At 53.7% G+C, this 26,675-nt stretch carries 20 protein-coding genes; 8 read left to right on the top strand and 12 right to left on the bottom strand.

Translation table 11 applies throughout. The annotated features are described in order from the left end of the window. Positions 1 to 114: 114 nt before the first annotated feature. The gene (locus IE076_RS17940) at positions 115 to 1,638 is read left to right on the top strand and encodes an acyl CoA:acetate/3-ketoacid CoA transferase (RefSeq protein WP_189438163.1); all 1,524 of its coding nucleotides are present in this window, start codon (positions 115 to 117) and stop codon (positions 1,636 to 1,638) included. Between the two features lie 527 nt (positions 1,639 to 2,165). On the opposite strand, the gene IE076_RS17935 is transcribed toward IE076_RS17940, so the two are convergent. Continuing rightward, positions 2,166 to 2,894, bottom strand: coding sequence for an HAD family hydrolase (locus IE076_RS17935; protein WP_209009224.1), 729 nt, complete (start codon positions 2,892 to 2,894; stop codon positions 2,166 to 2,168). Positions 2,895 to 3,277: 383 nt separating this feature from the next. Here IE076_RS17935 and IE076_RS17930 point away from each other — a divergent pair, with 383 nt between their 5' ends. Next, positions 3,278 to 3,862, top strand: a complete 585-nt coding sequence (locus IE076_RS17930; RefSeq protein ID WP_189438162.1) for a DUF6624 domain-containing protein — start codon at positions 3,278 to 3,280, stop codon at positions 3,860 to 3,862. Between the two features lie 279 nt (positions 3,863 to 4,141). Here IE076_RS17930 and IE076_RS17925 read toward each other — a convergent pair whose 3' ends face one another. The 3 genes from IE076_RS17925 to gmd form a co-directional block, all read right to left on the bottom strand. Continuing rightward, a complete protein-coding gene (locus IE076_RS17925) occupies positions 4,142 to 4,486 on the bottom strand; it encodes a RidA family protein (RefSeq protein WP_189438161.1) in 345 nt (114 codons plus the stop codon). Positions 4,487 to 4,632: 146 nt separating this feature from the next. Then, positions 4,633 to 5,589 carry a GDP-L-fucose synthase gene (fcl, locus tag IE076_RS17920; RefSeq protein ID WP_189438160.1) on the bottom strand — a complete coding sequence of 319 codons (957 nt, stop codon included), beginning with the start codon at positions 5,587 to 5,589 and terminating at the stop codon, positions 4,633 to 4,635. Then, positions 5,582 to 6,649, bottom strand: coding sequence for a GDP-mannose 4,6-dehydratase (gene gmd, locus IE076_RS17915; protein WP_189438159.1), 1,068 nt, complete (start codon positions 6,647 to 6,649; stop codon positions 5,582 to 5,584). Before gmd ends, fcl begins: the two co-directional genes overlap by 8 nt. A 314-nt stretch (positions 6,650 to 6,963) precedes the next feature. Here gmd and IE076_RS17910 point away from each other — a divergent pair, with 314 nt between their 5' ends. Then, entirely contained in the window at positions 6,964 to 8,220 is a 1,257-nt protein-coding gene (locus IE076_RS17910; RefSeq protein WP_189438158.1) for an Hsp70 family protein, read from the top strand. A gap of 159 nt (positions 8,221 to 8,379) precedes the next feature. Here IE076_RS17910 and IE076_RS17905 read toward each other — a convergent pair whose 3' ends face one another. Then, the gene (locus IE076_RS17905; protein WP_189438157.1) at positions 8,380 to 9,024 is read right to left on the bottom strand and encodes a DUF2268 domain-containing putative Zn-dependent protease; all 645 of its coding nucleotides are present in this window, start codon (positions 9,022 to 9,024) and stop codon (positions 8,380 to 8,382) included. 254 nt (positions 9,025 to 9,278) lie between these two features. On the opposite strand from IE076_RS17905, the gene IE076_RS17900 reads away from it, so the two are divergent. The 5 genes from IE076_RS17900 (at position 9,279) to IE076_RS17880 (ending at position 19,366) form a co-directional block, all read left to right on the top strand. Then, complete coding sequence (locus IE076_RS17900) at positions 9,279 to 10,124, top strand: hypothetical protein (protein WP_189438156.1); 846 nt, start codon at positions 9,279 to 9,281, stop codon at positions 10,122 to 10,124. Between the two features lie 37 nt (positions 10,125 to 10,161). Next, positions 10,162 to 16,416, top strand: coding sequence for an Ig-like domain-containing protein (locus tag IE076_RS17895; protein ID WP_189438155.1), 6,255 nt, complete (start codon positions 10,162 to 10,164; stop codon positions 16,414 to 16,416). A 134-nt stretch (positions 16,417 to 16,550) separates the two neighbouring features. After that, a complete protein-coding gene (locus tag IE076_RS17890) occupies positions 16,551 to 17,465 on the top strand; it encodes an alpha/beta fold hydrolase (protein ID WP_189438154.1) in 915 nt (304 codons plus the stop codon). A gap of 60 nt (positions 17,466 to 17,525) precedes the next feature. Further along, positions 17,526 to 18,539 carry a glutathione S-transferase N-terminal domain-containing protein gene (locus IE076_RS17885; protein ID WP_189438153.1) on the top strand — a complete coding sequence of 338 codons (1,014 nt, stop codon included), beginning with the start codon at positions 17,526 to 17,528 and terminating at the stop codon, positions 18,537 to 18,539. A 386-nt stretch (positions 18,540 to 18,925) separates the two neighbouring features. Then, complete coding sequence (locus tag IE076_RS17880) at positions 18,926 to 19,366, top strand: Spy/CpxP family protein refolding chaperone (RefSeq protein WP_189438152.1); 441 nt, start codon at positions 18,926 to 18,928, stop codon at positions 19,364 to 19,366. A 51-nt stretch (positions 19,367 to 19,417) separates the two neighbouring features. Here the strand turns inward: IE076_RS17880 and IE076_RS17875 are convergent, their stop codons facing one another. The 7 genes from IE076_RS17875 to repA form a co-directional block, all read right to left on the bottom strand. After that, positions 19,418 to 20,179, bottom strand: coding sequence for an isocitrate lyase/PEP mutase family protein (locus tag IE076_RS17875; protein WP_189438151.1), 762 nt, complete (start codon positions 20,177 to 20,179; stop codon positions 19,418 to 19,420). Further along, a complete protein-coding gene (locus tag IE076_RS17870; RefSeq protein ID WP_189438150.1) occupies positions 20,166 to 21,245 on the bottom strand; it encodes a bifunctional transcriptional activator/DNA repair enzyme AdaA in 1,080 nt (359 codons plus the stop codon). The genes IE076_RS17875 and IE076_RS17870 overlap by 14 nt, the downstream gene beginning before the upstream one ends. 135 nt (positions 21,246 to 21,380) lie before the next feature. After that, positions 21,381 to 21,767: a cupin domain-containing protein gene (locus IE076_RS17865; RefSeq protein ID WP_189438149.1), complete on the bottom strand. Its 387-nt coding sequence runs from the start codon at positions 21,765 to 21,767 to the stop codon at positions 21,381 to 21,383. A 231-nt stretch (positions 21,768 to 21,998) separates the two neighbouring features. After that, complete coding sequence (locus IE076_RS17860) at positions 21,999 to 22,565, bottom strand: GNAT family N-acetyltransferase (RefSeq protein WP_209009223.1); 567 nt, start codon at positions 22,563 to 22,565, stop codon at positions 21,999 to 22,001. Positions 22,566 to 22,584: 19 nt separating this feature from the next. Continuing rightward, on the bottom strand, positions 22,585 to 23,952 hold the full coding sequence (repC, locus tag IE076_RS17855) for a plasmid replication protein RepC (RefSeq protein WP_189438148.1): 1,368 nt from the start codon (positions 23,950 to 23,952) through the stop codon (positions 22,585 to 22,587). Positions 23,953 to 24,234: 282 nt separating this feature from the next. Further along, on the bottom strand, positions 24,235 to 25,284 hold the full coding sequence (repB, locus tag IE076_RS17850; protein WP_189438147.1) for a plasmid partitioning protein RepB: 1,050 nt from the start codon (positions 25,282 to 25,284) through the stop codon (positions 24,235 to 24,237). Continuing rightward, a complete protein-coding gene (gene repA / locus IE076_RS17845) occupies positions 25,281 to 26,489 on the bottom strand; it encodes a plasmid partitioning protein RepA (protein ID WP_189438146.1) in 1,209 nt (402 codons plus the stop codon). Before repA ends, repB begins: the two co-directional genes overlap by 4 nt. Positions 26,490 to 26,675 lie beyond the last annotated feature (186 nt).

Here is a 26,675-nt window from a genome sequence, read left to right as displayed (position 1 = left end):
GACTTGTTTCAAAAGCGCTTTACTTCGTCGGGCTGTGCTTTAACGGGACTTTTTTGTGTTTGGGCCATAATTCGCGGAACAAGAAAACATATACGAACTCCGGGAACCGGCAGGATGCAGATCTGCAGTGCGCGTGAAATTGCAGCTTTTGTGCAAGATGGCGACACCATCGTCATTGGTGGCTGTGGGTGGGGTCTGGCAACACCCGAGGCATTGCTGGAGGCGATCGAGCAACGTTTCCTTTCCACTGGTCATCCCAAAAACCTTTTCATCGTGAACGCTCTTTCCATCGGCGATGGCGACAAACGCGGCTTGAACCGCTTTGCCCACAAAGGCATGCTGCGCGGGATCGTGACCTCGCACTTCGTTTCGACCCCTTCCCTGCGTAAACTCGTGTTTCAGAACAAGCTGGAGGCCTACTGCCTGCCCGCCGGTGTCATTCAGCAGCTGATCCGCGAGATCGGCGCAGGACGTCCCGGGCTGATCACCCATACCGGTCTGGGCACGTTTGTTGACCCGCGGCAGACCGGCGGCAAATGCAACGAGGCTAGCAAGCATGAGCTGGTTGAGCTGCTTCACCTGCATGGCCGCGAATATCTCCGATACCGCCCGTTCAAGATCGACCTTGCGCTGATCTGCGGCTCGGTTGCCGACACAAAAGGCAATCTCAGCCTTGACCATGAGGCTGTCACGCTGGACTTCCTGAGCTTGGCAATGGCTGCACACAACAGCGGCGGGCATTGCTTTGCGCAGGTTCGCAACATCGTGCAGACCCGCAGCCTGCCTGCCCGCTCCGTGGCCGTGCCCGGTGTGCTGGTGGACGCACTGGTTGAAACGCCCGATCAGACCATCGCCTATGACACGCCCTATAGCCCGGCGCTCAGCGGGGACATCAAACCATCTCATCCACGCGTTCAAAACGAGCCAAGCGAAGTGGCGCGAAAGGTGATTGCGCGGCGGGCGGCCGAGGAGCTGACCGAAAATGCCTCTGCGAATATCGGTTTCGGCATTCCCTCAGGCATTCATTTTACCGAGCAGCGCCAACATCTGGCGCAGCAGATCTGCATGTCGTGCGAACACGGCCACTACAACGGCCAGTTTCTTGGTGATGCTCTTTACGGTGCGGCGCTGGGGTCTGAATCCCTGCTGTCCTCTCTGGATCAGTTTGATTTTTATAACGGCGGCGGGTTGGACATTGCGTTCCTGGGCATGAACGAGGTGGACCGGCACGGGAACGTGAACCTTTCAACCGTCAACGGCAAGATCGTTGGGCCCGGCAGCTTTATCGACATTTCTCAAAACGCCAGAAAACTGGTGTTTTGCGGCTTGCTGACCGGTATGGAGACGCAGGTGGACTTTCGCAATGACAAACTCCGGGTGATCCGCAATGGATCGCACCCAAAGTTTGTGCAGCAAACGGACCACATCACCTTTAACGCCATCAATGCCAGAAAGATCGGTCAGGAAGTGCTTTATGTGACCGAACGCGCCGTCTTTCAGCTTGGCCCCAATGGGCTGGTTCTGACCGAGGTGGCACCGGGGATCAAACCCAAACGCGATGTGCTGGCCCATATAGGTTTTGCGTGCAAAGTGGACGTGCAGCACAAAATGCCCGAGCATATTTTCAACGCGCTCTGACTGGTACAAACACGTTTAGCACCACATGGCTTGCCATGCAGTGTTGAAGCTGAAACCCCGCAGAAAACGGGATGGGCAAGGCACACAGGCAACACCTGCGCTACTTGTTAAATTAGTTTCTTCGGCATTGGCTGTCGCCTTGCCCGGACGTTTTTGTAGGAGGCTATGGCCAAGCTCTAAAAGACGCTGTAAACGACACTTCTCGCAGAGAAGTGTCGGCAGTGCTGACGCCCTTTAGTTTAACCGCGCATCCTCCCGCCCCAACACTCATGGCGTTTGGGCAACCTCCACGGACCCGCTGCAAAATACGTTACCCTTCACAGTAGCCCCGCCCAGCCTACGACCAACTGACGGACGGCCCGCCAGCAGCCCGTTACGTAGGCATGGGATTTAGAGTAGTGGAGGGAATCCAGAGGAGGATAAGTTTTTGTGCAACTTAGCGGGCGGCCTTGCGTTTTTAAAGTGAGATTGATCCACTCCAACAACACCATCCAAACGCATAGTTCTAAATATTACGGGACCGGAAATCACGTCAAATCGACGAGCTCGCGAATGCGACTGATTTCGTGGTCTGCACCTATGGATCTTATATGGTCAAAATCATGAAACAGCCGATTGTGGGAGGGCGCGAACCAACAGGTTTGGCACCCAATGGCTTGTCCAGCTAGAATATCGACGTGCGAGTCTCCAATCACGAGCGTCTCACTCGCGTTTGCGCCGACCCGCTCCAGTGTGGTTGCAAACGGCTGAGGGTCTGGCTTGTGACCATATCCGTCATCTCCAGCGACCGTTGAGGCAAAAAACTCTTCGAGACGGTGAGCACCCATTCCTTTATTTAATAGCTTTCGAGCACTTGAAGTTACCAAACTTAACGTAATATCTTTATTTTTCAACGCGTTAAGAGTATCTTGAACGCCTTCATACAAAGACGCCGTGTGAACCTCTTGATGAACGTGGCCCCGCGTTTCTTCAGCTACCGCTGGAAAGTCCATCCTGGGATATCGCTCCTGCACTTTGTCGTAGTTATAAAAAAACTCACTCACAATCTCATTGGGCTGAAATGTAAGATCACGCTTTTCGAAAGATCGTTGGAAACCTTCGAGCCATAAATCCAGCGTTTTGGCGAGCGTCCCGTCCCAATCGAAAATTATGCTGCGAACATTCATTCTGAAATCCATATTATTGAACAAATCAAGAACGATATAGTCGCTGCGTAATTGCGGATATACAAGGCAATTTCCGAGGTTATCCGACATATTAGGTGACACGTGCATGCATAGGGAATGCGAATGGATAAATTCAGCGCACCAGCCTTTTGATCGCTCAAGTGGCTACTTCTGGATGTTATCCAGCGCGATCAGCAGTAGTATTGAACGGCCCTCTTATAGTCTGCGCTACAGCCCTATTTTGCACCCTGCCTGAACTACCAACAATGCCTCAATACTTCTGCTTATCAGGCAGAAATGTTGCTCGGTTTCATTGAGACTATACCTCTGTTAAAAAGCACTGCCACGCCGGGGCCGTTTTATGCAAAATTGATAGATGCTCTTTCAACGGGCAAGCCAAAAACATTCGCCGCGAGCTTCGTTTCTTTAATATATAAATGGAGTGACTGTTGTTAAATTTCAGAGTAACATTCATGGTATTAGCCTTTTCATTTCAATGGCATAGCTTAAGTTACCTTCACGCCGCGCCCAGTACAAATGAGTTGAGCAATGTTCGTGCTGAACTGCTTAACATGGCGGAGAATGATCAGGATATTCGCAAAGTGTTTGTTAAGGAGGGCTATACCGATTTAACTGCCCAAAAAATGCATGAGATTGATACTCGAAATACTCAAAGACTAAAGGAAATTATTGGCTATTATGGGTGGCTAAAAACCGAAGATATAGAAACGGATGGCTTGAATGCTATTTGGCTGATCATTCAACATTCACCCGACTATGATTTTCAAGAGGAATTCCTTCCTTTTGCTAAAAGGTCTTTTCATGCTGGGGAGTTAAGTGGTCAAAATTATGCGTTGTTAACTGATCGAGTCCTAGTTCATAACGGAAAAGCTCAGCGGTACGGAACTCAGTTTAAAATTGGAACGGACCAAAAGGCCATTCCCTACACCATTGCAGATCCCCAAAATGTAGACAAACGCAGGGCGGACGTTGGACTTCCAAGCCTTTCTCAGTATTCTGATTTACTGAACAACTACTACTCAGACAAACAGCCGTAGCTTTACGAGGCATTGCACACACGTCTTTGCTGGCAGGGAAACGATCAAAATCTTCCCGAAAGTGGAAGCTCTTCTACCTCCCCAACCACACCTCCACATGTTCGCCGCAGCTGTCAGCAGCAGTATTCTTCGACGTAGCTGACGGTGATGGATGGATCTTTCAAACTGGCCAGATGCTCACATAGCCGGACAATCCCAGCCGTTGGTGCGCACATGGTAAGAAACATGCCGCCTGATCAAATGTAATCAAGCGGCAGTTGCTCCAAACACCGGCAGGGCTTACTCATAAGCGGCGGTGATGATGACTTCGACGAGCAGTTCCTGAGAGGCAAGGCGGGCTTCGCCGCAGGCGCGGGCGGGGGCGTGGCCTTCTGGGACCCATGCATCCCAAACTTCGTTCATTTCCGCAAAGTCTCGCATGTCGGAAAGCCAGACGATTGCCTGAAGGATCTGTTCGCGGCTCGAGCCTGCCTCGATGAGCAGCTCGTCCACGCGGCGCAGGCATTCTGCTGTCTGTTCTTTGATGCTCTCACCGCGAACACCCACCTGACCGCACAGATAGACCGTACCGTTGTGCTTGACGATCTTGCTCATACGCTGCTTGGTGTGCATGCGTTCAATCATGTTGTTATCCCTTTTACTTCGAGGCTGAAGCACGCTGAGGGATCCCCCTGCGTCAACGCCCGATACCAGCGGGATAACATGGCTGAGACGTCTTGCAATTTCACTGCGGTATTTGCGGGTATCCAAGTGTTTTCAAGGAAGCTGGATCAAACCGCTTCTTCTTGTGCCCGGTTCTCTAAAAACCACTGATAGGTCTCCTGAATACCGCGATCCAGCGAGATGGAGGGCTGCCATCCCAGTTGCCGCAGGCGGGCCGAACTCATGAGTTTGCGCGGCGTTCCATCTGGCCTTGAGGTGTCCTGATGAATGGCCCCCTGATAGCCAACCAACCCGGCGATACGCTGCGCCAGCTCCAGTATGGAGATGTCTTCACCAAAGCCCACATTGATGTGCTCTTCAGCCGAATAGTTTTTGAGCAAGTGTACCAGTGCATCGGCACAATCATCACAATGCAGGAACTCTCTGCGCGGAGTGCCCGTTCCCCAAATCTCAAAGGACGAGGCGCCGCTCACTTTGGCTTCATGCACCTTGCGCATTAAGGCTGGCAGCACGTGGCTGCTCGCGCGAGAAAAATTATCGCCCGGTCCATAAAGATTGGTGGGCATGGCGGAGATGAAATCACACCCGTACTGGCGCCGGAACGCCTGACAGAGCTTAATTCCTGCAATCTTGGCAATGGCATACCACTCGTTTGTGGGCTCCAACTCCCCTGAAAGCAGCGTTTCCTCTTTGATCGGCTGCGGCGCATGTTTGGGATAGATGCACGAGGACCCCAAAAACAACAGTTTTTGTACCTGCGCTGCAAACGCGCCGCGAATGAGGTTTGTCTCAATAGCAAGGTTTTCATAAAGGAAGTCAGCGGGGTATTCGTTGTTTGCCCAGATCCCGCCCACTTTGGCAGCGGCAACGATCACAACATCGGGCCGCGCCTCCTGCATGAACGCCTGTGTTTTGCTCTGAACAGTCAGGTCCACCTGACTGCGATCGGCGGTCAGCAGCTCGCAATCCTCACGCTCCAGCCGCCGCATGAGCGCCTGCCCGACCATGCCCTTATGTCCGGCAACAAAAACCTTTTTCCCCTCAAGATTAAACAGATCAGGCATCTTCAAACACCCTTTGCTTCTTCGCCTCAATCAGGTCGGCCTGCACCATCTCTTCGATCAGTGTTTCCAGTGATGTTTTGGCCTGCCACCCCAACTTTTCCTTGGCTTTGCTGGCATCCCCGCACAGCTCATTCACCTCGGAGGGCCGGAAGTAGCGGCTATCAATCTCAATCAGCGTGCGTCCGGTTTCTGCGCAGATACCGGTCTCGCTCACCCCACTCCCCCGCCATGTGATCGGCAGGCCGCATTTGGCAAAGGCCAGCTCTGCAAACCGGCGTACCGATGTCATGGTGCCGGTCGCCAGCACATAATCATCCGGCTCATCCTGCTGCAGCATGGCCCACATGCCCTCAACGAAATCACGGGCATGGCCCCAATCGCGGATGGCATCTATGTTGCCCAGATAAAGCTTATCTTGCAGGCCAAGACTGATCGCCGCCGCCGCGCGTGTGATCTTGCGCGTCACGAACGTTTCCCCGCGCAGTGGGCTTTCGTGATTGAACAGGATGCCGTTGCTTGCGTGAATTCCGTAGGCTTCACGATAGTTGACCGTGATCCAGTAGGCATAAAGCTTGGCCGCTGCATATGGCGAGCGCGGATAAAACGGCGTGGTTTCGCGTTGCGGCACTTCCTGCACCACCCCGTACAGCTCAGATGTTGTTGCCTGATAGAACTTCGTTTTCTTCTCAAGCCCGAGAATGCGGATCGCCTCCAACAACCGTAATGTGCCAAGTGCGACGCTGTCAGCGGTGTATTCCGGTGTCTCAAAGCTCACTTTCACATGAGATTGCGCCCCAAGGTTATAGACTTCATCGGGCTGAACCTCCTGCATGATGCGGATGAGATTGGTTGCATCGGTCAGGTCACCATAATGCAGGATGAAGCGGGCATCCTGCTCGTGCGGGTCCTGATAGATCCCCTCAATCCGGCCTGTATTGAAACTGGAGGACCGCCGTTTGACCCCGTGCACCCGGTAGCCCTTTTCCAGCAGAAAGCGGCTGAGGTAGGCGCCATCCTGCCCAGTCACACCTGTAATCAAAGCTGTTTTCTGCGAGGTCATGGCACACTCAGGATTTGAGGGAAACAGAGCATGAACCTAGGGCCATACTAGCTATTGTTGCAATTCTGAAAACACACCCCCGTATTCTTTGGGTGCTTGCTCAGGACTCTGTTTCTTAAGGGAATTCGCTCTTCCCCCACAAAGATATCCAAGCCCCCTCAAAATTAACTGGCAATCCCACCGAGCAGCGTGTATCAAGCCCGACCTCCCAAATGCCTTTGGGGGGCATCCCGAACCTGAAAATCCACTGAAGCGGCCATTTGTCTGGCGCAAGTACACTTTTGCCTGACGTGAGGCATACTGAGAGGTCTAAAATGAACAGCGCATTCGCAGGCATCGATTTTGGAACCTCGAACTCAACCGTGGGCATTTTTTCCGGCACGAGCCCAGAGCTGGTGATGCTGGAAAAGGACCACACGGAAATGCCGTCTGCGATCTTCTTCAACTTTGAAGACGAGCAAATCGTTTATGGCCGCAAAGCCAAGGAAGAGTACATCCGGGGGGATGAGGGCCGCCTTATGCAGGCGCTGAAAAGCGTGTTGGGCACCTCCCTCATTCAGGAAAAAACCGCTGTTATGGGCGGCCGCATGGCTTTTCGCGATATCATCGCGCTTTACTTGCGCCAGCTGAAGAAAAAGCTTGATGCGCACATGCAGGAAGATGTGACCAAGGTGGTTCTGGGGCGTCCTGTGCACTTCATAGACGGCAATGAAGTGGCTGACCGTGCAGCACAAAACACGCTGGAAGGAATCGCGCGTCAAGAGGGTTTCCAACACATCGCCTTCCAATATGAGCCGATTGCTGCAGCGCTCGCCTATGAGCAAACCGTGACGCGCGAGGAGCTTATTCTGGTGCTGGATATTGGCGGTGGTACTGCAGACTTTTCCGTGATCCGCGTATCACCGGAGCGCAAGAACGCGGCGGACCGGTCCAGCGATATTCTCGCGAACACCGGTATCCATATCGGCGGAACAGACTTTGATCGCCTGCTGTCGCTTTCGCAGGTGATGCCGCAGCTGGGCTACAAAACCATGACCAAGGATGGCAAGCGTGCACTGCCTTCCAAATACTATTTTGATCTGGCCACCTGGCAGTTCATCAACCAGCTCTACTCCCCCAACATCCTGCGAGAACTGAGTGAAGTCCGCCGCGAAGCCGCACAGCCGCATCTGGTGGAGCGTCTGCGCGAAGTGATCCGCGCCAAGGACGGCCACTTGCTCGCCACCCGTGTGGAACAGACCAAGATTGACCTGTCCTCCGCCGAAGTTGCGAGCCTTAAGATTGAGCTGGAAGAAGAGGACGTACTGGTTGAAGCAACCAACGCCGATTTCCACGCTGCCATTGCCGCTTCTGTGAGCAAAATTGAAACCACCATTCAGGAAGCGCTGAACAAAGCTGGCGTGACTGCAGACCAGATCAACAGCATGTTCCTCACCGGCGGCACGACCCGCATCCCCATGCTGCGCGAACACTTCAAGTCCCTGATGCCAAACGCGTCTGTGGTTGAAGGCAATGTCTTCGGCGCCGTAGGCCTTGGCCTCGCCGCCGACGCCCGCCGCAAGTTCGCTTAAACAGCCGGATCACAAACAATCCAAAGCCTGAGCACCGCCTGTGCTCAGGCTTTTTTGCTGTATCTGTCCCAGAGTTGAGAGAAAGCGCCCACGCTGAGTGCGCTGGTATCGATTTTTACAGGGCAGCTAAGGGCCTAGTTCATCTTAGGAATGACGCTATCATAGCATTTCGAGACTAGCTCGAAACTCACCTACATCTGCGTCCACTAAACGGGATGCCGTTTGAGCAGGATGCTGAGCGAAGAACCGCTCAATGATGCGGGACCCCATCGAATACCCGAGCCATCTGGGCAAATCGCCTGAACCAAAAAACCACTCACCATGATTGTAGTTTGTCTGGGTCCACCTCTGCTTTGCCCTTCCCACATGTCGACGAATTTCGTCTTCCGGCAATTGCTCCCACGGCTCCGGAACGTCGCCACAAACCTCTCGTGCGAAATGTCCTGCAAGGCCTTCCGATACCAAGGCCTCTCCCAGGGACGCCCCATAACCGGGCCCATCCCATCGTGCTGCATGGTGAAGCTCGTGTGCAAACATGCGTTCCAGGGAGGAAACTGCATTAGCTCTTAGAGCCGGACTGTCGGGATCAACGGTAACAAATATGGTGCCTGGCCCAGGGGCATATCCGAGATGTCCCTTTTCCTTTATAACCCGCTTACCCGTTGAGATAACGACATCAAGCGATCGAAGCGGCATCAGTTGAACAGCCAGTTGGTGTGTCTCTGTCAGGCAATCATGTATCCAATCGCGAAGATCCGCAAATGTGCCGCGCGCATTCAAAAAGTGTAGTTGAAGAGAAGACATGCTCTAGTATCTCCGTTTGTTGAAATGAACACTCCCAAAACACCCTGCCCGCTGCGACACACACGGCGCGCCTTCCAATTAGCACCTCCACATCTTCCAAAAACTACCCCCTCTTTTTCATCTACACCATCTCGGCACCCTGATTTCAGAATTGTCACTTTCAGCCAATTCAGGTTCCCTAGGTGCAATTGTTAATAAAATCTTAATGGTGTTGGCCTGCCGGATTTCGGCAGACAAGTGTTTGGAGCTGCGGGATGTTGGAGTGGCACAATCTGCGTTTAAAACAAAATTGGGCCCTCCCTCTGGCCTGCGCAGTTGTCCTTTCAGCCGCGGCCCCATCAAGCAGCGCCAGCACGTTTCGCGATGCGGTTGAAGACCATTTCCTCTTCACCAACGCACAAACCACCGAAAGTTGGGAGTACGCCAAGCTAGAAGAGCAAAACCAGCACTGTCTTGAGGTTTTGGAGGCCTATCTGGATCTCTACCAGAAGACGCGGGTGTTCTACCTGTACGGCACATATACCACTCAGCTGGAAACCCTGCTCGCCCACCTTAAAAGCAACAGTCAGGAGATAGCACCGGAAATCGTTTCACAAGCAGAAGACCTGCAGGATCAAACACTTGTATCCATGAAGGAACTCCGCGTCTTGATCCAGAACGAGCTTTTTGTCGCTCATGCAAGATACGCCGCACTCACCGGAAAGCGCGCCTCACACTTACAGCCCGTGCTCACCCCATCTGTGTTGAACGGATCCAGACCCGCAAGAGAAGATGCCAGCCCGAGCAATCTGTTCCAGCTGGCACTTGCAGGACACAAGAAGCTGCAGTTTCAGGCCGCCCGCCGCGCACGTGCCTATGAGGCCGCACGCAGAGAAACGCTGGCGGCGCCTGCACAGTTCGCGCAGGTTTTAACCGCACTCGACGAGCTGCGGAAGGCGGAGCTTGCGCTGTTTACCTCAGAGACAACGCTCGTGCAGCTCTACTATCAGGAGAAGTTTCAGCACACCAACGCCCTGCGACATCTGGGGCTCTCAGTGCGGTTGCTTGAAAAGAAGAAACAATCACAGCTGGACCTTCTGGCGCAGCAACACACGCAATGAGCGTGATGATCAACTCAAAACGAGAGGAGACGCAGTTATGACCACGACCCGTTCAGTGCCCGCACATGCGTCTTCGCAAAACGCGCTGCCGCCGATCTTGCTTCACGAACCGCCGGCCCCATCGAAAACCCCTATCCTTTTCATCCGGCAGGAAGGCCAGCTCGTTGATCTTTCCAAGATCGTCGGGCAAGCACGCCTCATTCGCGATGGAGATGAGCTGCATATCCTCCAGAGCGACGGGCAGATCATCGTCATAGAAGGTTTCTTTGGCGGACCTGCCAACGAATTCTTCATCCTCATGCCGTCCGGCCCCATGGCCACGCAAGGCAAATTTCTTGATGCAGTACCGGTTGAAATCGCCCCGCGACTTGGCAGCTTTCAGGATCCCCTCCCCTCCCCTGCCCAGAACGAAACGGAGGACGATGCTAGGAACGCAGAGGCGTTTACTCCGCCAAAACCAGCACAAACAAATGTTCACAACGCACAAAGAGAGCCTGCTCTTGATAATCTGAACACCCGCATTCAGCCCAAGCAGCTTTTTGAGAGCAAACAGGAGAGCGATTACAGCACGCTCGTTCCGCCTGCACTCACACCGCAACCGGAGAGCATTAGGTTTCCGGAGCTGACCCCATCAGACCTTTACGTCAAACCAAATACTATCGTTACTCAGGCCGAGGATGTTCCCGTGCCTGTCATTGAGGAGGCCGACCTCCGCACATCCACCAGCATCTCGCTCAGCGGCACACTCGCCATTGATTTCGGTGTGGATGGAACTAACTCCCGCGCACTGCTTTTTACACTTGATGCAGCCGGACGCCCACTCGGCCGCTCAGGTGATCCGCTCGATATTACCTCAGGCGGTGCGCGGGTTCTTTTTCAATCCGAATTTGGACCGCAAGGCCAACACGTATTGAAAGGGTTCACACAAGACGGAAAGCTCATCCTCAAGGTTACGCTTGACCCAACCCAGCTTAACGGTGCCTACAGCTATCAGCAATTCGCCCCGCTTGATCATGAAACAGACACTTCAGAACTTCTGCTGAGCTTCCGTTTCGTTGCAAAAGATGCAGATACGGACACGCTGGTTTCCTATCTGGATCTGCGCATCCATGATGACCTGATGCCGCTGGAATGGAACCTGTCCACAACACATTCAGAGGCAGCTCTTCCCGAAGGAAGCGAGGCGGACTCATCAGGCACCACAACAACCGGAACCTTGCCGGTCAGCGCAGGTCAGGGTCCAGTCACTCTTACGTGGAACGACCCTTCGCCCATGGCGGGCTTCAACTTCGTTCGGGAAGGGCAGACATTCGTTATCTTGCAGGCAGGACAGGTTGTCCTGACCGTGACGCTGGATTCTGCATCAGGCCGTTACAGCGCCACCCAGCACAACCCAATCAGCCATACATCCGGCGGTGAAGCGATTTTTAACCTAAGCTTTACAGCCACCAACAGCCACGGCCAGCAGGTAGATGCAAAACTAATCGTCACTTCAATGGATGACGCACCCAAAGCGTTTCCCCTTGATCAGATCGAGTTCGACGAAAGCGTGTTCGGGACCAATGCCGCTCAACCCTCTGCCTCCGGCACCCTGCCTCACGACACAGGCGCGGATGGCGCACAGATCACGTGGCAGCTTCCTGATCCTATCGAGGGTCTGAGCTATATGGTCGACGGCCCGCTGCTCAGCATCTTGCAAGGCGGTACCCTCATTCTCACTGCGCAACTGACAGGCAGCGGCGGCGAATACACCGTCACTCAGCACAACGCGCTGAAGCACCAAAACGGGCTAGATCTGCAGACACTCAAGCTGCCCTATCGGATCACGGATGGGGATGGTGACACTGCAGCAGGCCATATCGAGGTCGCCATCAAGGACGACGCGCCCCGCGCCTTTCCTGTAGACCCAATCGAGTTCGATGAAAGCCAGTTGGGTACCGAGCCCAGCCTGCCCTCCTCCTCAGCCACGCTGCCTCACAGCGCTGGGGCCGATGGCGCACAGATCACATGGCAGCTTCCTGAGCCCGTCGAGGGCCTGACCTACATGATCGACGGCCAGCAACTCAGCATTCTGCAAGGCGGCACCCTCATCCTCACGGCGCAGCTTACCGATAACAACGGTGGCTACACCATCCAACAGCACAACGCCCTGCAGCACCAAAGCGGGATGGATCTGCACACACTCAAGCTGCCTTACCAAATTACCGACGGCGATGGCGACACTGCAGCAGGTCATATCGAAGTCGCCATCAAAGATGATGTGCCACGCGCCTTGCCAATAGACCCGATCGAGTTTGATGAAAGTCATCTTGGAACGGAGGCCGGACCGCCCTCCTCCTCAGGCACGCTGCCTTACACCACAGGCGCCGATGGCGGACAGGTCACGTGGCAGCTCCCTGAGCCCGTCGAGGGCCTCACCTATATGGTCGAGGGCCAATTGCTCAGCGTACTGCAGGGCGGGAGCCTCATCCTCACTGCGCAACTGACAGGGAGCACCGGCGCCTACACCGTCACCCAGCACAACGCGTTGCAGCACGAAAGCGGCGTAGATCTGCAGACACTCAAGCTGCCTTACCAGATCACCGATGGGGACGGTGACAGCGCGGAAGGGCAAATCGAGGTCGCCATCAAAGACGACGTGCCACGCGCCTTGCCCCACGATCCGATCGAGTTTGATGAAAGTCACCTGGGGACCGATGCCGGGCACCCCTCCTGCTCAGGCAATATTCCTCACACTACTGGCGCAGACGGTGGGCACATCTCGTGGCAACTCCCTGACCCGGTCGAGGGCCTGACCTACATGGTCGACGGTCCCCGGCTCAGCATTCTGCAAAGCGGTACTCTCATCCTCACAGCGCAGTTTACCGATAACAGCGGCGCCTACACCGTGACACAGCACAACGCCCTGCAGCACAAAAACGGCATCGACCTGCAGACACTCAAGCTGCCTTACCGGATTACAGATGGCGATGGTGACACTGCAGCAGGTCATATCGAGGTCGCCATCAAGGACGGTGTCCCCCGTGCCTTTCCACTCGACCCAATCGAGTTTGATGAGAGCCAACTGGGTATTGATGCCGGACAGCCCTCGTCCTCAGGCAATATTGCGCACACAACCGGAGCAGATGGCGCGCACATTACTTGGCAGCTTCCAGATCCCGTCGACGGCCTCACCTATATGGTCGAGGGAGCCCTGCTTAGCATCCTGCAAGGTCGGACCCTCATCCTCACTGCACAACTGACTGGGAACAGCGGCACGTACACCGTCACGCAGCACAATCCCCTGCAGCACCAAAACGGGATGGACTTGCAGACCATCAAGCTGCCGTACCGGATTACCGATGGAGATGGTGATACCGCAAACGGCAATATCAACGTGTCGATCAAAGACGATGTGCCTGTGATTAAAAGGGAAATCGATCTGGCGCTTGATGACGAGATACTCGCTCCAAACGGATCTGATCCGGAGCAAGCTGAGGACAGTCAGTCATTGACCGGTGTACTCCCTGTCTCAACTGGTGTAGATGAAGGGAGCATATCGTGGGCTCAATCCCCCCTCCCCTCCGGCTTTAGTTGGAGCCTTGACGGCGCCACTCTGACGCTTTTTCAGGGGACGACGGCGATTTTTGGTGCGACGCTCAATTCGAGCAGTGGCGCCTATTCCATTACTCAGCACAGCGCTTTGAACCATGCGGGCGGACACGACCAGTTCCAACTGCACTATAGAGTGACAGATACGGATGGGGATAGCGCCAAGGGCCAGCTTCAGGTCACAATAGCCGACACCGTGCCTGTGCTTGGCTCAGCGCCTGAAGCCATTACACTATCTGAAAACGATCTATTTGCAGCGCGCTTGAACGGGGAGCCATCATACGCGCAATCCGGTGCCTTGAACATTCAATGGGGCGCAGACACGGGGGTTGGGACTTCGCTCACTTTTGCTTCCAACATGAGCGGACTTCCGGCCCCCTTCTCCGTGAATGGCGCACGGGTCTTCTATTCCCTTGATGGCACTGGAAACCAACTTGCTGCCAAGACACAGGATGGAACACTGGTCTTCACGGTAACATTGGACAGAAGCGGGAACGGGCAGTACCACGTCGAATTTTTTACCCCCATTGATCATGGGGCAGGACGCGAAGCTCCCCTTTCCTTCTCTGCACTGGCATCTGATGGAGACGGCGATACTATTCCGTTTAACTTCTCCTTCACACTTGGAGATGGCAGGTCTGTCGCAACGCCTGATCAGTTTTCCGGCACCGAGGACAAACCTCTTGTTCTGGATCTGCTGGCCAATGACATGATCGATAGCGGAGGCTTTACGATCCACCTCGTCTTGGTACCTGCCAAGGGCACCCTCACGCAGAATCCAGACGGGTCGTTTAACTATCTCGGCCACCAACACGCAAACGGAACCGACAGCTTCAGCTATTACATCAAGGACGCCGATGGCGAACGCAGTGAAACTGTGACTGTTTCCATTGAGCTTGCGCCAGACAATGACATCCCAATCTTTACCGGCGTTACTCAGGGCACGCCCACTCACCTTACAGTGGAAGACACGGGCCCGAGCGAGGTATTCCAAGCCAGTGCCGCGGATGCAGACGGAGACAGTTTGCGTTTTTTTCTCCAAGGGCCTGACAAGGCCCGTTTCAACATAGATGAACAAACCGGCGACGTAAGCTGGAAGGATGTGATCTCCTTCAACACCCCCACGGATGCCAACGGAGACAACTTCTACGAAATCACCGTGGTTGTGCAAGATCCTGCTGGGGCGGAAGCTGAGCACCACTACCGCATTGAGGTCACTGCGGGCGAAGTGCCCCCACCCACGCTTTACCTGCACACACGCGAAGCTGGCAGCTACCAAGTCAGCTGGGACTTTACAGACGCCACTTACGCCGTCCGTCCCACAGACATTATCCAGTCCAACGCTTGGGCGGAAGTCGGCGACGACGGTCTCGCGTGGGCACGTGATGATACGTCCTCCGATATCTTCATCGACACAGCCTCCGGCGAACTCGTCCTGTCTAATCGCGCTGAGAATTCCGACGGTGGAGACGATGAGCCCGTCAGCATTTCCAAAACCTTCGACCTTTCTGGCGCGCAATCCGCGGAGGTAACGCTCACGCTCTCTGCAGAATTCGCGCAGGTTGATCCTGGAAAACTGTTTTACATCGAGGTTGAGATACCTGATGGGTCGATCCACCGGATCTCTGAGATCACCAGCATGGAAGATCTCACTCAGTCGAAGTCCATAAGCCTTGATCTCAGCCCCTACATTTCACCAGCAACAACGCTTCGGGTGGTCGCCCCAGCGGAGCTCACTGGCTCGGATGTTTTACGAATCGCGGATCTTTTGATGGCGATTGAGCAATCGGAGGTGTTGCAACAGCAGAACTTCGAAAGCTCGTATCAGCTTGGCGGAGAAACCTTGGCAGTTGCCAAGTCCGCAGAAATTGATGGGGCTCAGAGTGAAGTCACCGGAATGACGCTCACGCTGAGCAACGCAAAGGATGGCGATGAACTGGTCTTTGATCCAGCTTCGGGTGTTACCAACAGCCTTGATGAAGATGGGAATGGCGTTCTGACACTAACATTTTCTGGCGCTGCGAGCGCAGAGACTTATCAGGCGCTTCTTAATTCCGTTGGCTTTTCGAGCACTTCAGAGAGCCTGGAGGATCGCAACCTCACTGTAATCCTGCATACGGTTGACGGGGATTCTAGTCCTTCTACAACAACAATTCATGTAACCCCAATCCTGACTGACGATCAGAGCCCGCGCAAGAATCCGGTGAATGGAACCCCTGGTGATGACATTCTCAAGAGCACAGAGGACAACGACGTGATCAACGGGTTTGAAGGAGATGACGAGCTAACGGCCGGAGCAGGAGCGGATGAACTTACCGGCGGTGAAGGGAATGATATCTTCTTCTTTGAACAGCTGGATGGAGCCGCCGATCACATCACAGATTTCCAATTGAAGACACCGGGCGGAGGCGAGCACGACATCCTCAATCTCTCCAAACTGCTTGATGACTACTGCGTTGATGATTGGGGCCAATATCTCCACTTTTCAGCACAATATATTCGCGTCCTGCAATCTGAGGAGGGTCATTATCTGGTTCAGGTCGATCTGGATGGGGTCAATGATAACGATTACGATTGGGAGACCGTCACGACTATGGAGGTACAGAATACCGAAGCGGTCGGCGCGACCATCAGTATCGATGTGAGAACAATCATGCCCGAGATAGAGATCCCCATCACCAGCGCGTTTCCGGTGACTTGAAATCAGTCCGACAGCGACTTGGCAGCTGCCAAGTCGGGTCGTGACCAATAAAAATTCGTATTCTGCTTAGGTAGAGCTTGTTCTCCCTTACGTAATGGGTACACTTCTTCTGGTAGAACATCAGAGGATATTTTATGCGCTCAGATACCCCCATTCAAACATACGTCGACGCGGGAGATCATAAGATCTGCCTTCATGAATGGGCGGGCGAAGGGCCGACATTCTTTCTGCTTCACGCGACCGGATTTCATGGTCGCATCTGGGACTACATGATAAAGCGGTTTCCAAACCGCCACGTGATCGCCTGGGATATGCGCAGCCACGGGCTAAGCGAAAACGCATCGCTGCCCCAGCTCTGGCCAGACCTTGCTGAAGACCTTTACGCTGTGATTGAGCAGCTCGGGCTCAAGCAAATCTATGGTGTTGGCCATTCCTGCGGTGGGCATCTGGCACTCATGGCAGCTGCCAAGTATCCAGACCTGTTTAAGGGTCTTCTGCTCTTAGATCCGGTGGTATTTCCCAAACCGCTCCTACAATTCTTCAAGCAGATTGCATCCCAAGAGCATCCAGTCGCCCGGCGCCGCAACCAGTGGACCGATGCAGATGAAATGCTTGAGCGCTTCAAGGATCGCAAACCCTATGTCACCTGGCGTCCAGAAATCCTCCAGGACTATTGCGAATATGGCTTGGTTCCCTCAGAGCAGGGCGAGGGGTTTCAGCTAGCCTGCCCACCGATAGCAGAGGCTGCAGTCTACCGCAGTTGCTACGGCGACCACATCTATCCGCTTCTGGAGGCAGTGACGACACCAACCAATGTGGTTCGCGCACGTCGGCGCAGACCAGATGAGCCTTTGAATGACTTCTCACCATCGCCCACCTGGGAGCTGTTGGCAGAGAACTTGCCCAACGCAAGAGACATTTACGTTCCAAATCACACACACTTCATGCCAATGGAAAATCCCGCTGCTATCCTGAATATGATGGTTCAGATGGAGAGGGGAGAGGAGGTCCAGTGGCAAGGTGACGGAGCTATTCTGGAAGACATGTAGAAAAGAACATATGGCAGGGCGCTATCACAAAAAATGAACCTGCCAACAGGGGAGGGGACTATGGAAAATTTCGAAATTCATGGCGCATTGGGTTCGCCATACTCAATGAAGGTCCGTGCTGCATTCCGCGCAAAACGTATTCCGCACACATGGACACTATGCGCACCACTGGGCCCGAACAGCCCAACTAAGCACGTGAAGGTTCCGGTGATCCCGGTCGTTAAGTTTCCAGACGAGACATGGATGAATGACTCCACTCCGGTCTTGCTGGAACTTGAAACCAGAGGGGAGGGGAGGTCCCTTCTGCCCGAGGACCCGCTGCTCAAGTTCGCAAACTACCTCATCGAGGACATGGCCGATGAGTGGCTCGTCAAGGCCATGTTCCATTACCGCTGGCATAACGAAGACGACCGCGAGACTATCGGTAACAGACTGCTTTATGATGCCTGTCTGGGGCTGGACAAGGGCACAATCAAAGCCATGGGCCAGCAATTTGCAGCTCGTCAGATCGGCCGAATGCCAAAGGTTGGCTGCACACCGGAGAATGCTCCAGTTCTGGAAGCCTCAACCAAGCGAATACTGAGCGTTCTGGAGAAGGCCGTGCTGTCCAAACAGCACTTTGTGTTCGGTGATATGGCGTCTCTGGCCGATGTATCTCTCTTTGGTCAGCTCTACCAGCTTAAGGACGACCCAACATCTTCCGCATTAATGCAGAAGGAGTTTCCGTTTGTTCATCGCTGGCTGGATCATATCGATGATGCCAGCGGGTTTGACGGCAAATGGAGCTCTGAAGTCACTCCGGTCATTGCAGATCTCTTGAAGGTGGCGGGCGATACCTATCTTCCGTATCTGGCAGCAAACTCCAGAGCCATTGAAAAAGATGAGGCCACCTTTACAGTTGATCTTCCGGAGGGTCCCTTCACACAAGACACCTTCAAGTACCACAAAAGATGTCTCGACCGGCTGCACGACGAGTGGGCGAAGCTCACACCAGAACACCGCGAAACGCTGAGTGAATTCCTGATCGGCGGCACGGAGATCCTGCACAGCTCACTCGCCCAACCAGCGACCTGACAAATCGACTTGGCAGCAAATGTTGGCAGCTGCCAAGTCACCTCCATCCTCGGTAACAGGAATCAGAATTCCGTCTTTGCGGCCCGCCCCGCCCAAACTTGGTCGGAGTACTGCCATCTTTGCATGAAACTGTGCTGCGGTCCTTGCAAAGAAGGTTGTTGCCTGTTGCGGCAACAACTACCACTCCAAGCTGCCAAGTCTTTAAGAAAACCTAAAGTAATTGCGCGCGGATTTCTCCTAGCAATTTTAAGAGCTTAATGAAAGTGTAACGAGCTGTCGCACGGCGCGATACGGTGACGTTCTCTTACATTTATTGGTTTGCAGATGACGTAACGTCGCTTCAGTATCCAGGTGCTCGACAATAACAAGAAAAAATAGGAGCCCCCATGTATAAGGCACTAGCTCTCACCGCAACACTTCTTTTTGCGTCCCCACTCGTTGCTTTTGCAGCGCCAGGCGACTCACCTCCACATATGGATATGATTTCCGAGCGCCTGCAATTGACCGATGAGCAAAAGACGCAGGTTCAACCAATACTGGAGCAACATAGGGAAGACCGCCGTGCGATCCTAACCAATGCAGGAATTGAACGCGGCACTCCCCCAACACAAGAACAGCTGGACGCAATTCGCATGCCACTCCAAGAAGCCAGAGACCGACGGGATCAGGCACTGGCAGCGGTTCTGAGCCCTGAACAGATGACTACGTTCAACGAAATGCAACAGCAGATGCGCGACCGCATGCAAAACAAGATGGGATCTGGTTCCGGTGCGACAGACTCTGACGCTTCAGATTCCATGGACACCGATTCCTCAACAACCAACTAAGCCAAACGGCTTTGAGGAAAAGGGAAGGGGGGCTGCATGCCCCCCGACCTGTTAAAGAACACGCTTTGCTTTTTCCTTCAGGTCCGTCATCGCCTCACGGTAAGGCCGCGGACCGAAGCTCACTCTTGAAACTCCCAGTCTTCCCAGCTCTGCAATTTCTGGCATGCCTTTCATCATGTAGGCATTCACCGGCAGCGGAACATGCTGGCAGACTCTTGCAATCTGAGCAGGATCTGTAAGCGCCGGAATGAAGAACCCACTCGCTCCAGCTGCCGCATAGCGCCGTCCACGCAAGATTGCTTCATCCACCAGTGCGCCATGTTTGGCCGCATCAGGCTCTTGCAGGAACAAATCGGTTCTTGCGTTAATGAAAAACGGAAATCCTGCCCCATCCGAGGCTTCCCGGAAGGCTGAAATGCGTGCGCACTGTTCGTCAATGCTATAAAGGCCGGTTCCCTGAACTTTCTGGTCCTCGAAATTGACACCAACAGCACCGGTTTTGATGATCCGGGCAGCATTTACCTTCACATCAGCCGGGCTTTGCGCGTATCCACCTTCAAAATCCAGCGAGAAGGGGAGGTCTACACTCGCTGCAATCCGGCTTGCGATGATTTCCACCAGAGAAAGCGGTATCTGCTCACCATCGCTGTAACCATGCGCCGCCGCAACGCTCGCGCTTCCTGTTGCCACTGCCCTGGCACCTGCCTTGGCGACGGCCTGCGCTGTGCCAGCATCCCAAATATTATAAATAATAACGGGCTCACCCTTTTTATGGAGAGCCGCAAATTCCTTCGCTTTTTCAGCCTGAGACATGAAATAGGCCTTTCGATCTTGCTATTTTCAATTCCAAATCAATCAATTTCTGTTTTCGCCACAGCCCGCCACCATAACCGGTCAGGCTACCATCCATACCAACAACCCGGTGGCACGGAATGACGATGGCAATCTGGTTTGCACCATTGGCACGGGCAACAGCGCGGGCCGCACTCGGCTTTCCTATTTGCTTCGCCAATTCACCGTAACTTTTGGTGGCACCGATTGGGATAGCCCGCAGTTCGCGCCAGACATCCTTGGTAAAGCTGGTGCCATGCAACGCGAGCGGCACATCAAAATCGAGACGAGTGCCAGCAAAGAATTCACTAAGTTCACGTTCAATCTGGTCAATCGGTGCCGTGCGGCCAAGACCCAGATCTCCCTTCACCTGCTTGCGCAGCCGTGAGAGTTCTGCAGGCAATGCTTTGCGATCGGCAAACTCAAGCAAGTGCAAGGCACGCTCATCAGCAACGGCAAGCATTGCGCCGAGTGGCGTATCAAACCAATCAGCCTTGAGAAGGCCATCACCTTTCAGTTCGGCAGGTTTACAGCCCAACAGTTTGGCGAAAGCCTGCCGAAACGCATCTGGCGAGGAGAAACCGGAGGCCAACTGGGCATCAATTACCTTGCCTCCCTCGGACAACGTCTCAAACCCATCTCGCAACCGGGAGAGCCGCGCCATTTCCAGAAACGTAATCCCGAATTGGCGCTTGAAACTTCTGCGAACCGTTGAGGGGTCCAACCCAAGCCGCACGATATCTGCTTCGGACCATTTATGGTGAGGCTTTGCTTCAAACTCGCACAGCAGCTTGGTCACCACCTCATCATTGTCGGCGGATGTGCCTACCGGATGGCAACGTTTGCACGGGCGAAATCCGGCTTCGAAACATTCTGCAATTGTCTCGAAGAAGCAGCAGTTCTCATACTTCGGTTTGCGGGCAGGGCAGGTGAGGCGGCAAAACACCCCGGTCGAGCGCACCCCCACATAGGCACGCCCATCAAAACTCGGGTCTCTTGAAATCAGCGCCTGAAAGAGCACCTTATCCTCTGGCAATTCAAAAAGCATGGTTTCCTATTGGAATGTGTATTGGTTGGAAGAGCTGAATGATACCCAAACGATATCCTCAATCCGCAAGCTTCGCCTAAGTTTTTCAAGGACTTGCGAAAAGTAACCTTGCGCTACGACGCAAACAGGACCAGCTTATTCAAGCACCACTTGTTCAAAGTGATCACTGAGGTGAATATCCGTCGTTTCCAGGGGGCCGGGGCCTACATTTTCAAATTTATGCGGAATGTTGGCTGGGCCAAAAATAACGGCGCCCTTTTCAGCAATGAACTTATCGTCCCCAACGGTGAACTCAGCCCTGCCGGTTCTGACGATGAAGACCTCATCGTACTTATGAACATGAAGCGGCGGGCCAGCTCCAATGCGGTCGGAGGAAAAAAACAGGACAGTCACTTGCGTTCCGATGTCTTTGCCTTCAACCCGCCCCCGCCAAAAGCCATCTCCGGTGGCCCAGTCCTCACGCCGCAAATGCTTTGGCACACCCAAAGCAGTCTTGCCCTCAGACTCGCTTTCATTTCCCATGAGATACCTCCTCTACAAACCACAAATTCTGCTCGACATTCCGGGCACGAACAAGGCCGTTCTGCTATAAATATTTTGTATATCAAGGTGCCCAAGCGTACACACGGTTTTCGGGCACTTATTAAGGATAGGTAATTTAAGGGTGCCAAGATTGTAGGTGAAGGTAAGCGGAAGCGGTGTGTTCGGTCGAGGACAGAACAAGCAAATATGTAGGGCCGGTTTGGCAGATGCTCAGTCCAGCTTCAGGTTTCGAATACGCGCTTGCATTATGCGGGCAGGGGTGGATTTGCCGGACACCACCTCGAACTTAGTGGCTTCACAATCGATGAAGCCCAGTTTCTTATAAAATTGCCGCGCATCCTGACTGCCTTCCAGAACGTGAACGCAAGCAACCAGATCTGTTGCATAGGCAAAGAGCGCATGCTTGAGGACCCGCCGTCCCAATCCCTTGCTTTGATAGTCATTCGCCAAATAACACGCCCAGATGTAGACCACTTCGCCGCGCAGAGCACAGGCCAGAGATCCAATGATATTCTCTCCAATCTTCGCAAGGTAAAGCTGCCCATCGCTGGCCGGAATAACACCCCCAAGATCATCTGAATCAAGTCTGGCAACCAATTGCTTAGTCAGCTCTTCGCCAAAGTCGGCCTCATGCGCTTCCGTCCAGGCTGCGACTAGAAATTCACGCAATGCTAGCTTATCAAGCTCCTCAAAGAGGGAGATTTTCAGTGTTTCCATTGAGACTGCCCCTTCAGACATTGCGATCACATCCAATTCTGTTTTGCTGTCGCTCGGCATAAATGAGCCCCAACCTACGTTAGTTTTCCGGCGCCGCGGACCCTGAGGCGGCCAGACCAAACAGGGTGCGATGCAACGCCAGCTTGCCATCAACGGCCCGATCGATACAAGCACGGAAGTATCCAGCAGGACGCGCAATGCTTTGCGGATCGCGCAGGGCTTTCTCAACAGTGGTGATCAAAACCGCCGAAGCCGTATAGTCGCCAACCCTGTTTTTCGCATCAAACCAGCCTTTTTCAGAGAGGCCGATCAGCAAGCGCATGTCATCGCAGGTTTCAATCAAACTGTTCCAGCTGGAAAGGTCCAACCCAAGTGTACTTTGAGTTTCAGCAGTTGCTGAACTGAGCAAACCAAGGGAAACCTCTGACAGGAGAGGGGAGAATTGATCGCTGTCATGAGGATCAACATGTTCTGACCAATTCAACGGTTCAGGTTTGCCAAGCGTTCGATCTGTGGCACGAATTTCGCTTTTTGGTTCCTTTTCAGGAGCCATTTCAAATTCGGTGTAACCGGATTTGTTGGTGTTTAAGAATGCGTCGGTAGACGCATTCCGCCTAGGTTTACTTTTTAAACATGAGTCTTGAGAGGTTGTATTATTATAAGGGGTGACATTTGTGTCCGGTGCGCATGACATTTCTGTATTTTCATCAAAAAAATCAGAGTGCTTAGCACCTTCAGAAGATCCCCGCTCTGCCCGTGTTCGCTCGCTATCAAACTGTGCAACCAAAAGCTCATGAAGCATGGTCAACGCCTCAGCACGCTCAACAACACCCATGGGTTGTTCCATCAGCTGCTCAAAAGCACGGGCAATCTCGCAGGTATCGAGATCTTCAATGCTGGCAAGACGAAACAGATCAGTCATTGCTCTTGAAAGTCGGCTGACTGTGCGTTTGGCTTCTTTTTCCTGGGCGAGGCGGGCGGCAAATTCTGCGCCGATCTGCTTCAGCTCGCCCAAACGCTGACGTGCAGGCGAAAAATCGAGCCCGTAACCACGCTCAATCTGACGATCTTCCCCCGCACGGTAGATATAGCGACGACCGGTCGGGCTGTCCTTGTAGGCAAGAACACCAGCTTCAACCAATCTGCGCAGCGACCGAACCACGGTGCGCGACGAACGGCTGACATATTCAGCCAGTTTTTCATTGGAGATTGCCACCAGCGGACGGCGGTCCTGCGACCAGTCCTCAGCGGCCGTCAGGCCAATCAGAATATCGAGAATGTGATAGGTGGTCCCATCAATTCCCAAAGCAGGCGCGGCCTTTTTCAAAGCCATGGCCACCTCTGATTTAGTGGTCTTTACGATATCATTGGCCATTGCCAGCTTTTGACTGGCAACCATTGCCGGCGTCAGTTTCCTAAAGGACGCCACTGAACCAACAGATTGCATAGCTGCACCGTTCACCTACCAAGTGTAGTAGGTGTTCTCATGGGTCAGGACGCAAAAGGTCCTCCCCGAACTGAGGATAAACAGGCCAAACCAGCGATTAGCATGCAGAAAGACGCTTCAACACCTTACGGAAGGGTTGATTCGTACCGCGTCTCGAAGTAATTTAGGAATGCAAAATATGGTTACATCGAGCGCTATCGTTTGTTTGTACCCAAGGAATTTCGGTCTTGCTGATTGCCGTCAGCAGGGCCGTTTTTCTTAGGAAGAGGCGTAACTAAACCGTCATGCATCCTCCTTCAGAAAGTCTTGTTCAAATTCGTCCATCAGATCCGGCAGGCGGCGTTTCAGAAACGCGGCAAGCTCAGGCTGCTTTTTGGCATCCACCTGAAAGCTGAGCGCGTTCGGGCCATCCTTCATCAAGATCCGTTTGTTGCCGATCCAGCTTTTGGCAGCAGTGGCAACAGAACCGTTTGTTGTTGCCGTATTCGCCTCGGCTGACTTGCAGGCAGAAAAGATTGCACTGAAGCGATCATCACTGCCAGAAAGCTCAAAGTCCGCACTGATCATCACAGCATCCACCCGGGCCTTGAAAGGCGCAGGCAACTCGCCATTGACAAAATGACTGGCCAACTCCTCCCAGCGAGGGCGGCCGATCTTTGGCGCAGGACCAATCTCGCGCACAAACTCTTCCGGCAGCGCGTTCATCAGCTTCAGCAGCTTGGACACGGTTGTTGCGTCCTTACCGATTGCCTTGGAAATCACCGTTTGCGGGAAGGTTTTTGCCAGACGGGAGGCAAACAGAGCGGTCTCGATAAACGACAGGTTCTTACGCTCATGGTTTTCCTGACCTTGAGCAATCAGAAGCGCTTCATCGGAAAGCTCCTTGATGATGCCGCGAACGGAAATACCCAGATCTTTACAAGCGCGCCAACGACGGTGACCAAACGCGATCTGATAACGGCCGGACTCGTCCGGATGTGGGCGCACCAGAATAGGCACCTGTTGACCGCTTGCGGAAATGGAAGCCTTAAGCTTCTCAAAGTCTTCGTCATTGGCCACAACCATGCGGTCAGAGACAAACGAGGGATCCAGATCCTCTGGGTCCAGCTCATGGGCAACGCTGCCTTCTTCGATCAACTGGCGCAGCTTTTCGTTTTCCTTCTCCACGTTGGAAAAGGTGTTGCGCATGGATTTGATCGCGCCTGACGACACACGCTGCTTTGTGGTTGCCGTCATGGACGGGGTAGGGCCCGTGGATTTTGCCAGTTCTGCTGGATCGACCCCACCGAACATAGCGCGCATTTTCTTTGAGCGATCACTTGCCTTGTTCATGGACGTCCCCAAACCTGTTTGAGCAACTGGAAGATTTCCGCATTGGCCGCATCAACGGACTCCAGAGCACGATTGAGGGTATCGCGGGTCATATTTCCGCGCTCAACCTCGTAAAGGCTCTTCTTCTCAAGTCCTGCATTAGCAATAGCAGTGGTCTCGACAATAGAGGCTGCCAGCACATCTTCTCCAAACAATCCTCGTAGCAGCGCTGCAACGTTCACCTGCGGCACATCGTGCGGCGTATGGCGGGTGAGCAGGTAGCGCACGAAATCGTGGCTCAAACTGCCGCCAGCCTCTTCAATCACCGCCAGCAACTCGGAGGTCATGGAGAGGAACTGGTTCATGGATGACACGTCCAGCATGGCCGGATGAACGGTAATGACAATGCCGGTCGCCGCATAAAGCGCCCCAAGGGTGAGGTAACCCAGCTGCGGCGGGGCATCGATAAGCACAACATCATAATCATCTTCCACCTCCTCAAGGACGGTCGCCATGCGGCGGAAGAACATGCCATCGCCGCGCGAAAGCCCCTGAGCAATTGCCTGCGGGGTTTCGTGCTCATATTCCATCAGTTCCAGGTTACCGGGGACAAGATCGAGTCCATCAAAGTAAGTTTTGCGGATAACATGGCTGAGAGGAACGCGTTCATCGTCGTCATAACGGATCGCGGCATAAAGCGTCTGGTTCTCGTCAACATCGAACTCTGGCTGATAGCCGAACATGGCAGACAAGGACGCCTGCGGATCAAGGTCAATCGCCAGCACGCGCAGGCCCTGAAGCCCCAGATAGTGCGCCAAATGGACGGTTGTGGTGGTCTTCGCAGAGCCGCCTTTGAAGTTGGCCACGGCCAGCACCTGCATCTTATCGCCATGACGGCGGCGCGGGTCCAGACGCAGCGCATCTGCAGGGCGTTTTTCAGCCAGATAGCGGCGTAATTCGTTGATCTGAGGAAGGGTATAAATGCGTCTGCCGTTCTCCAGCCTTTCGGGGATAACTGCTTCACCATTGAGCGAAAGCTGGCGCAAACTGGATTCGGCAACGCCGAGCAGGCCTGCGACCTCGCGCGAAGAGAACGTCTTTAGCTTCTTTTGAGCCTCAGGCGGATACATCTTCTCCCTTAGGGATTGCAGTTGCCGGGACAACAAGTCAGAATGGCGTGCAATCTTCTCAGAAGACGTTTCATCATGTTCAGCAGCGAGCAGCATATTGCCTCTTACCTCTTATGACGGTTTTGAAGTGCAGGGCGAAAATAATCCGTCACAGCGCATCCTTCTCCGATTCAAAGAAGGCGTCAATATCTTTATAGTTAACAGAGATTAACCAATATTAAGAGACTATTAACAAAATTTCACTTGAGCTAGGCCCGCTCCACCGCGAAATTACCAGATCTT

It is taken from the genome of Pseudovibrio japonicus, assembly GCF_014651595.1.
Taxonomy (GTDB): Bacteria; Pseudomonadota; Alphaproteobacteria; order Rhizobiales; family Stappiaceae; genus Pseudovibrio; species Pseudovibrio japonicus.
The sequence above is the reverse complement of the archived record's forward strand: the minus strand, read 5'-3'. Positions and strand labels throughout refer to the sequence as shown.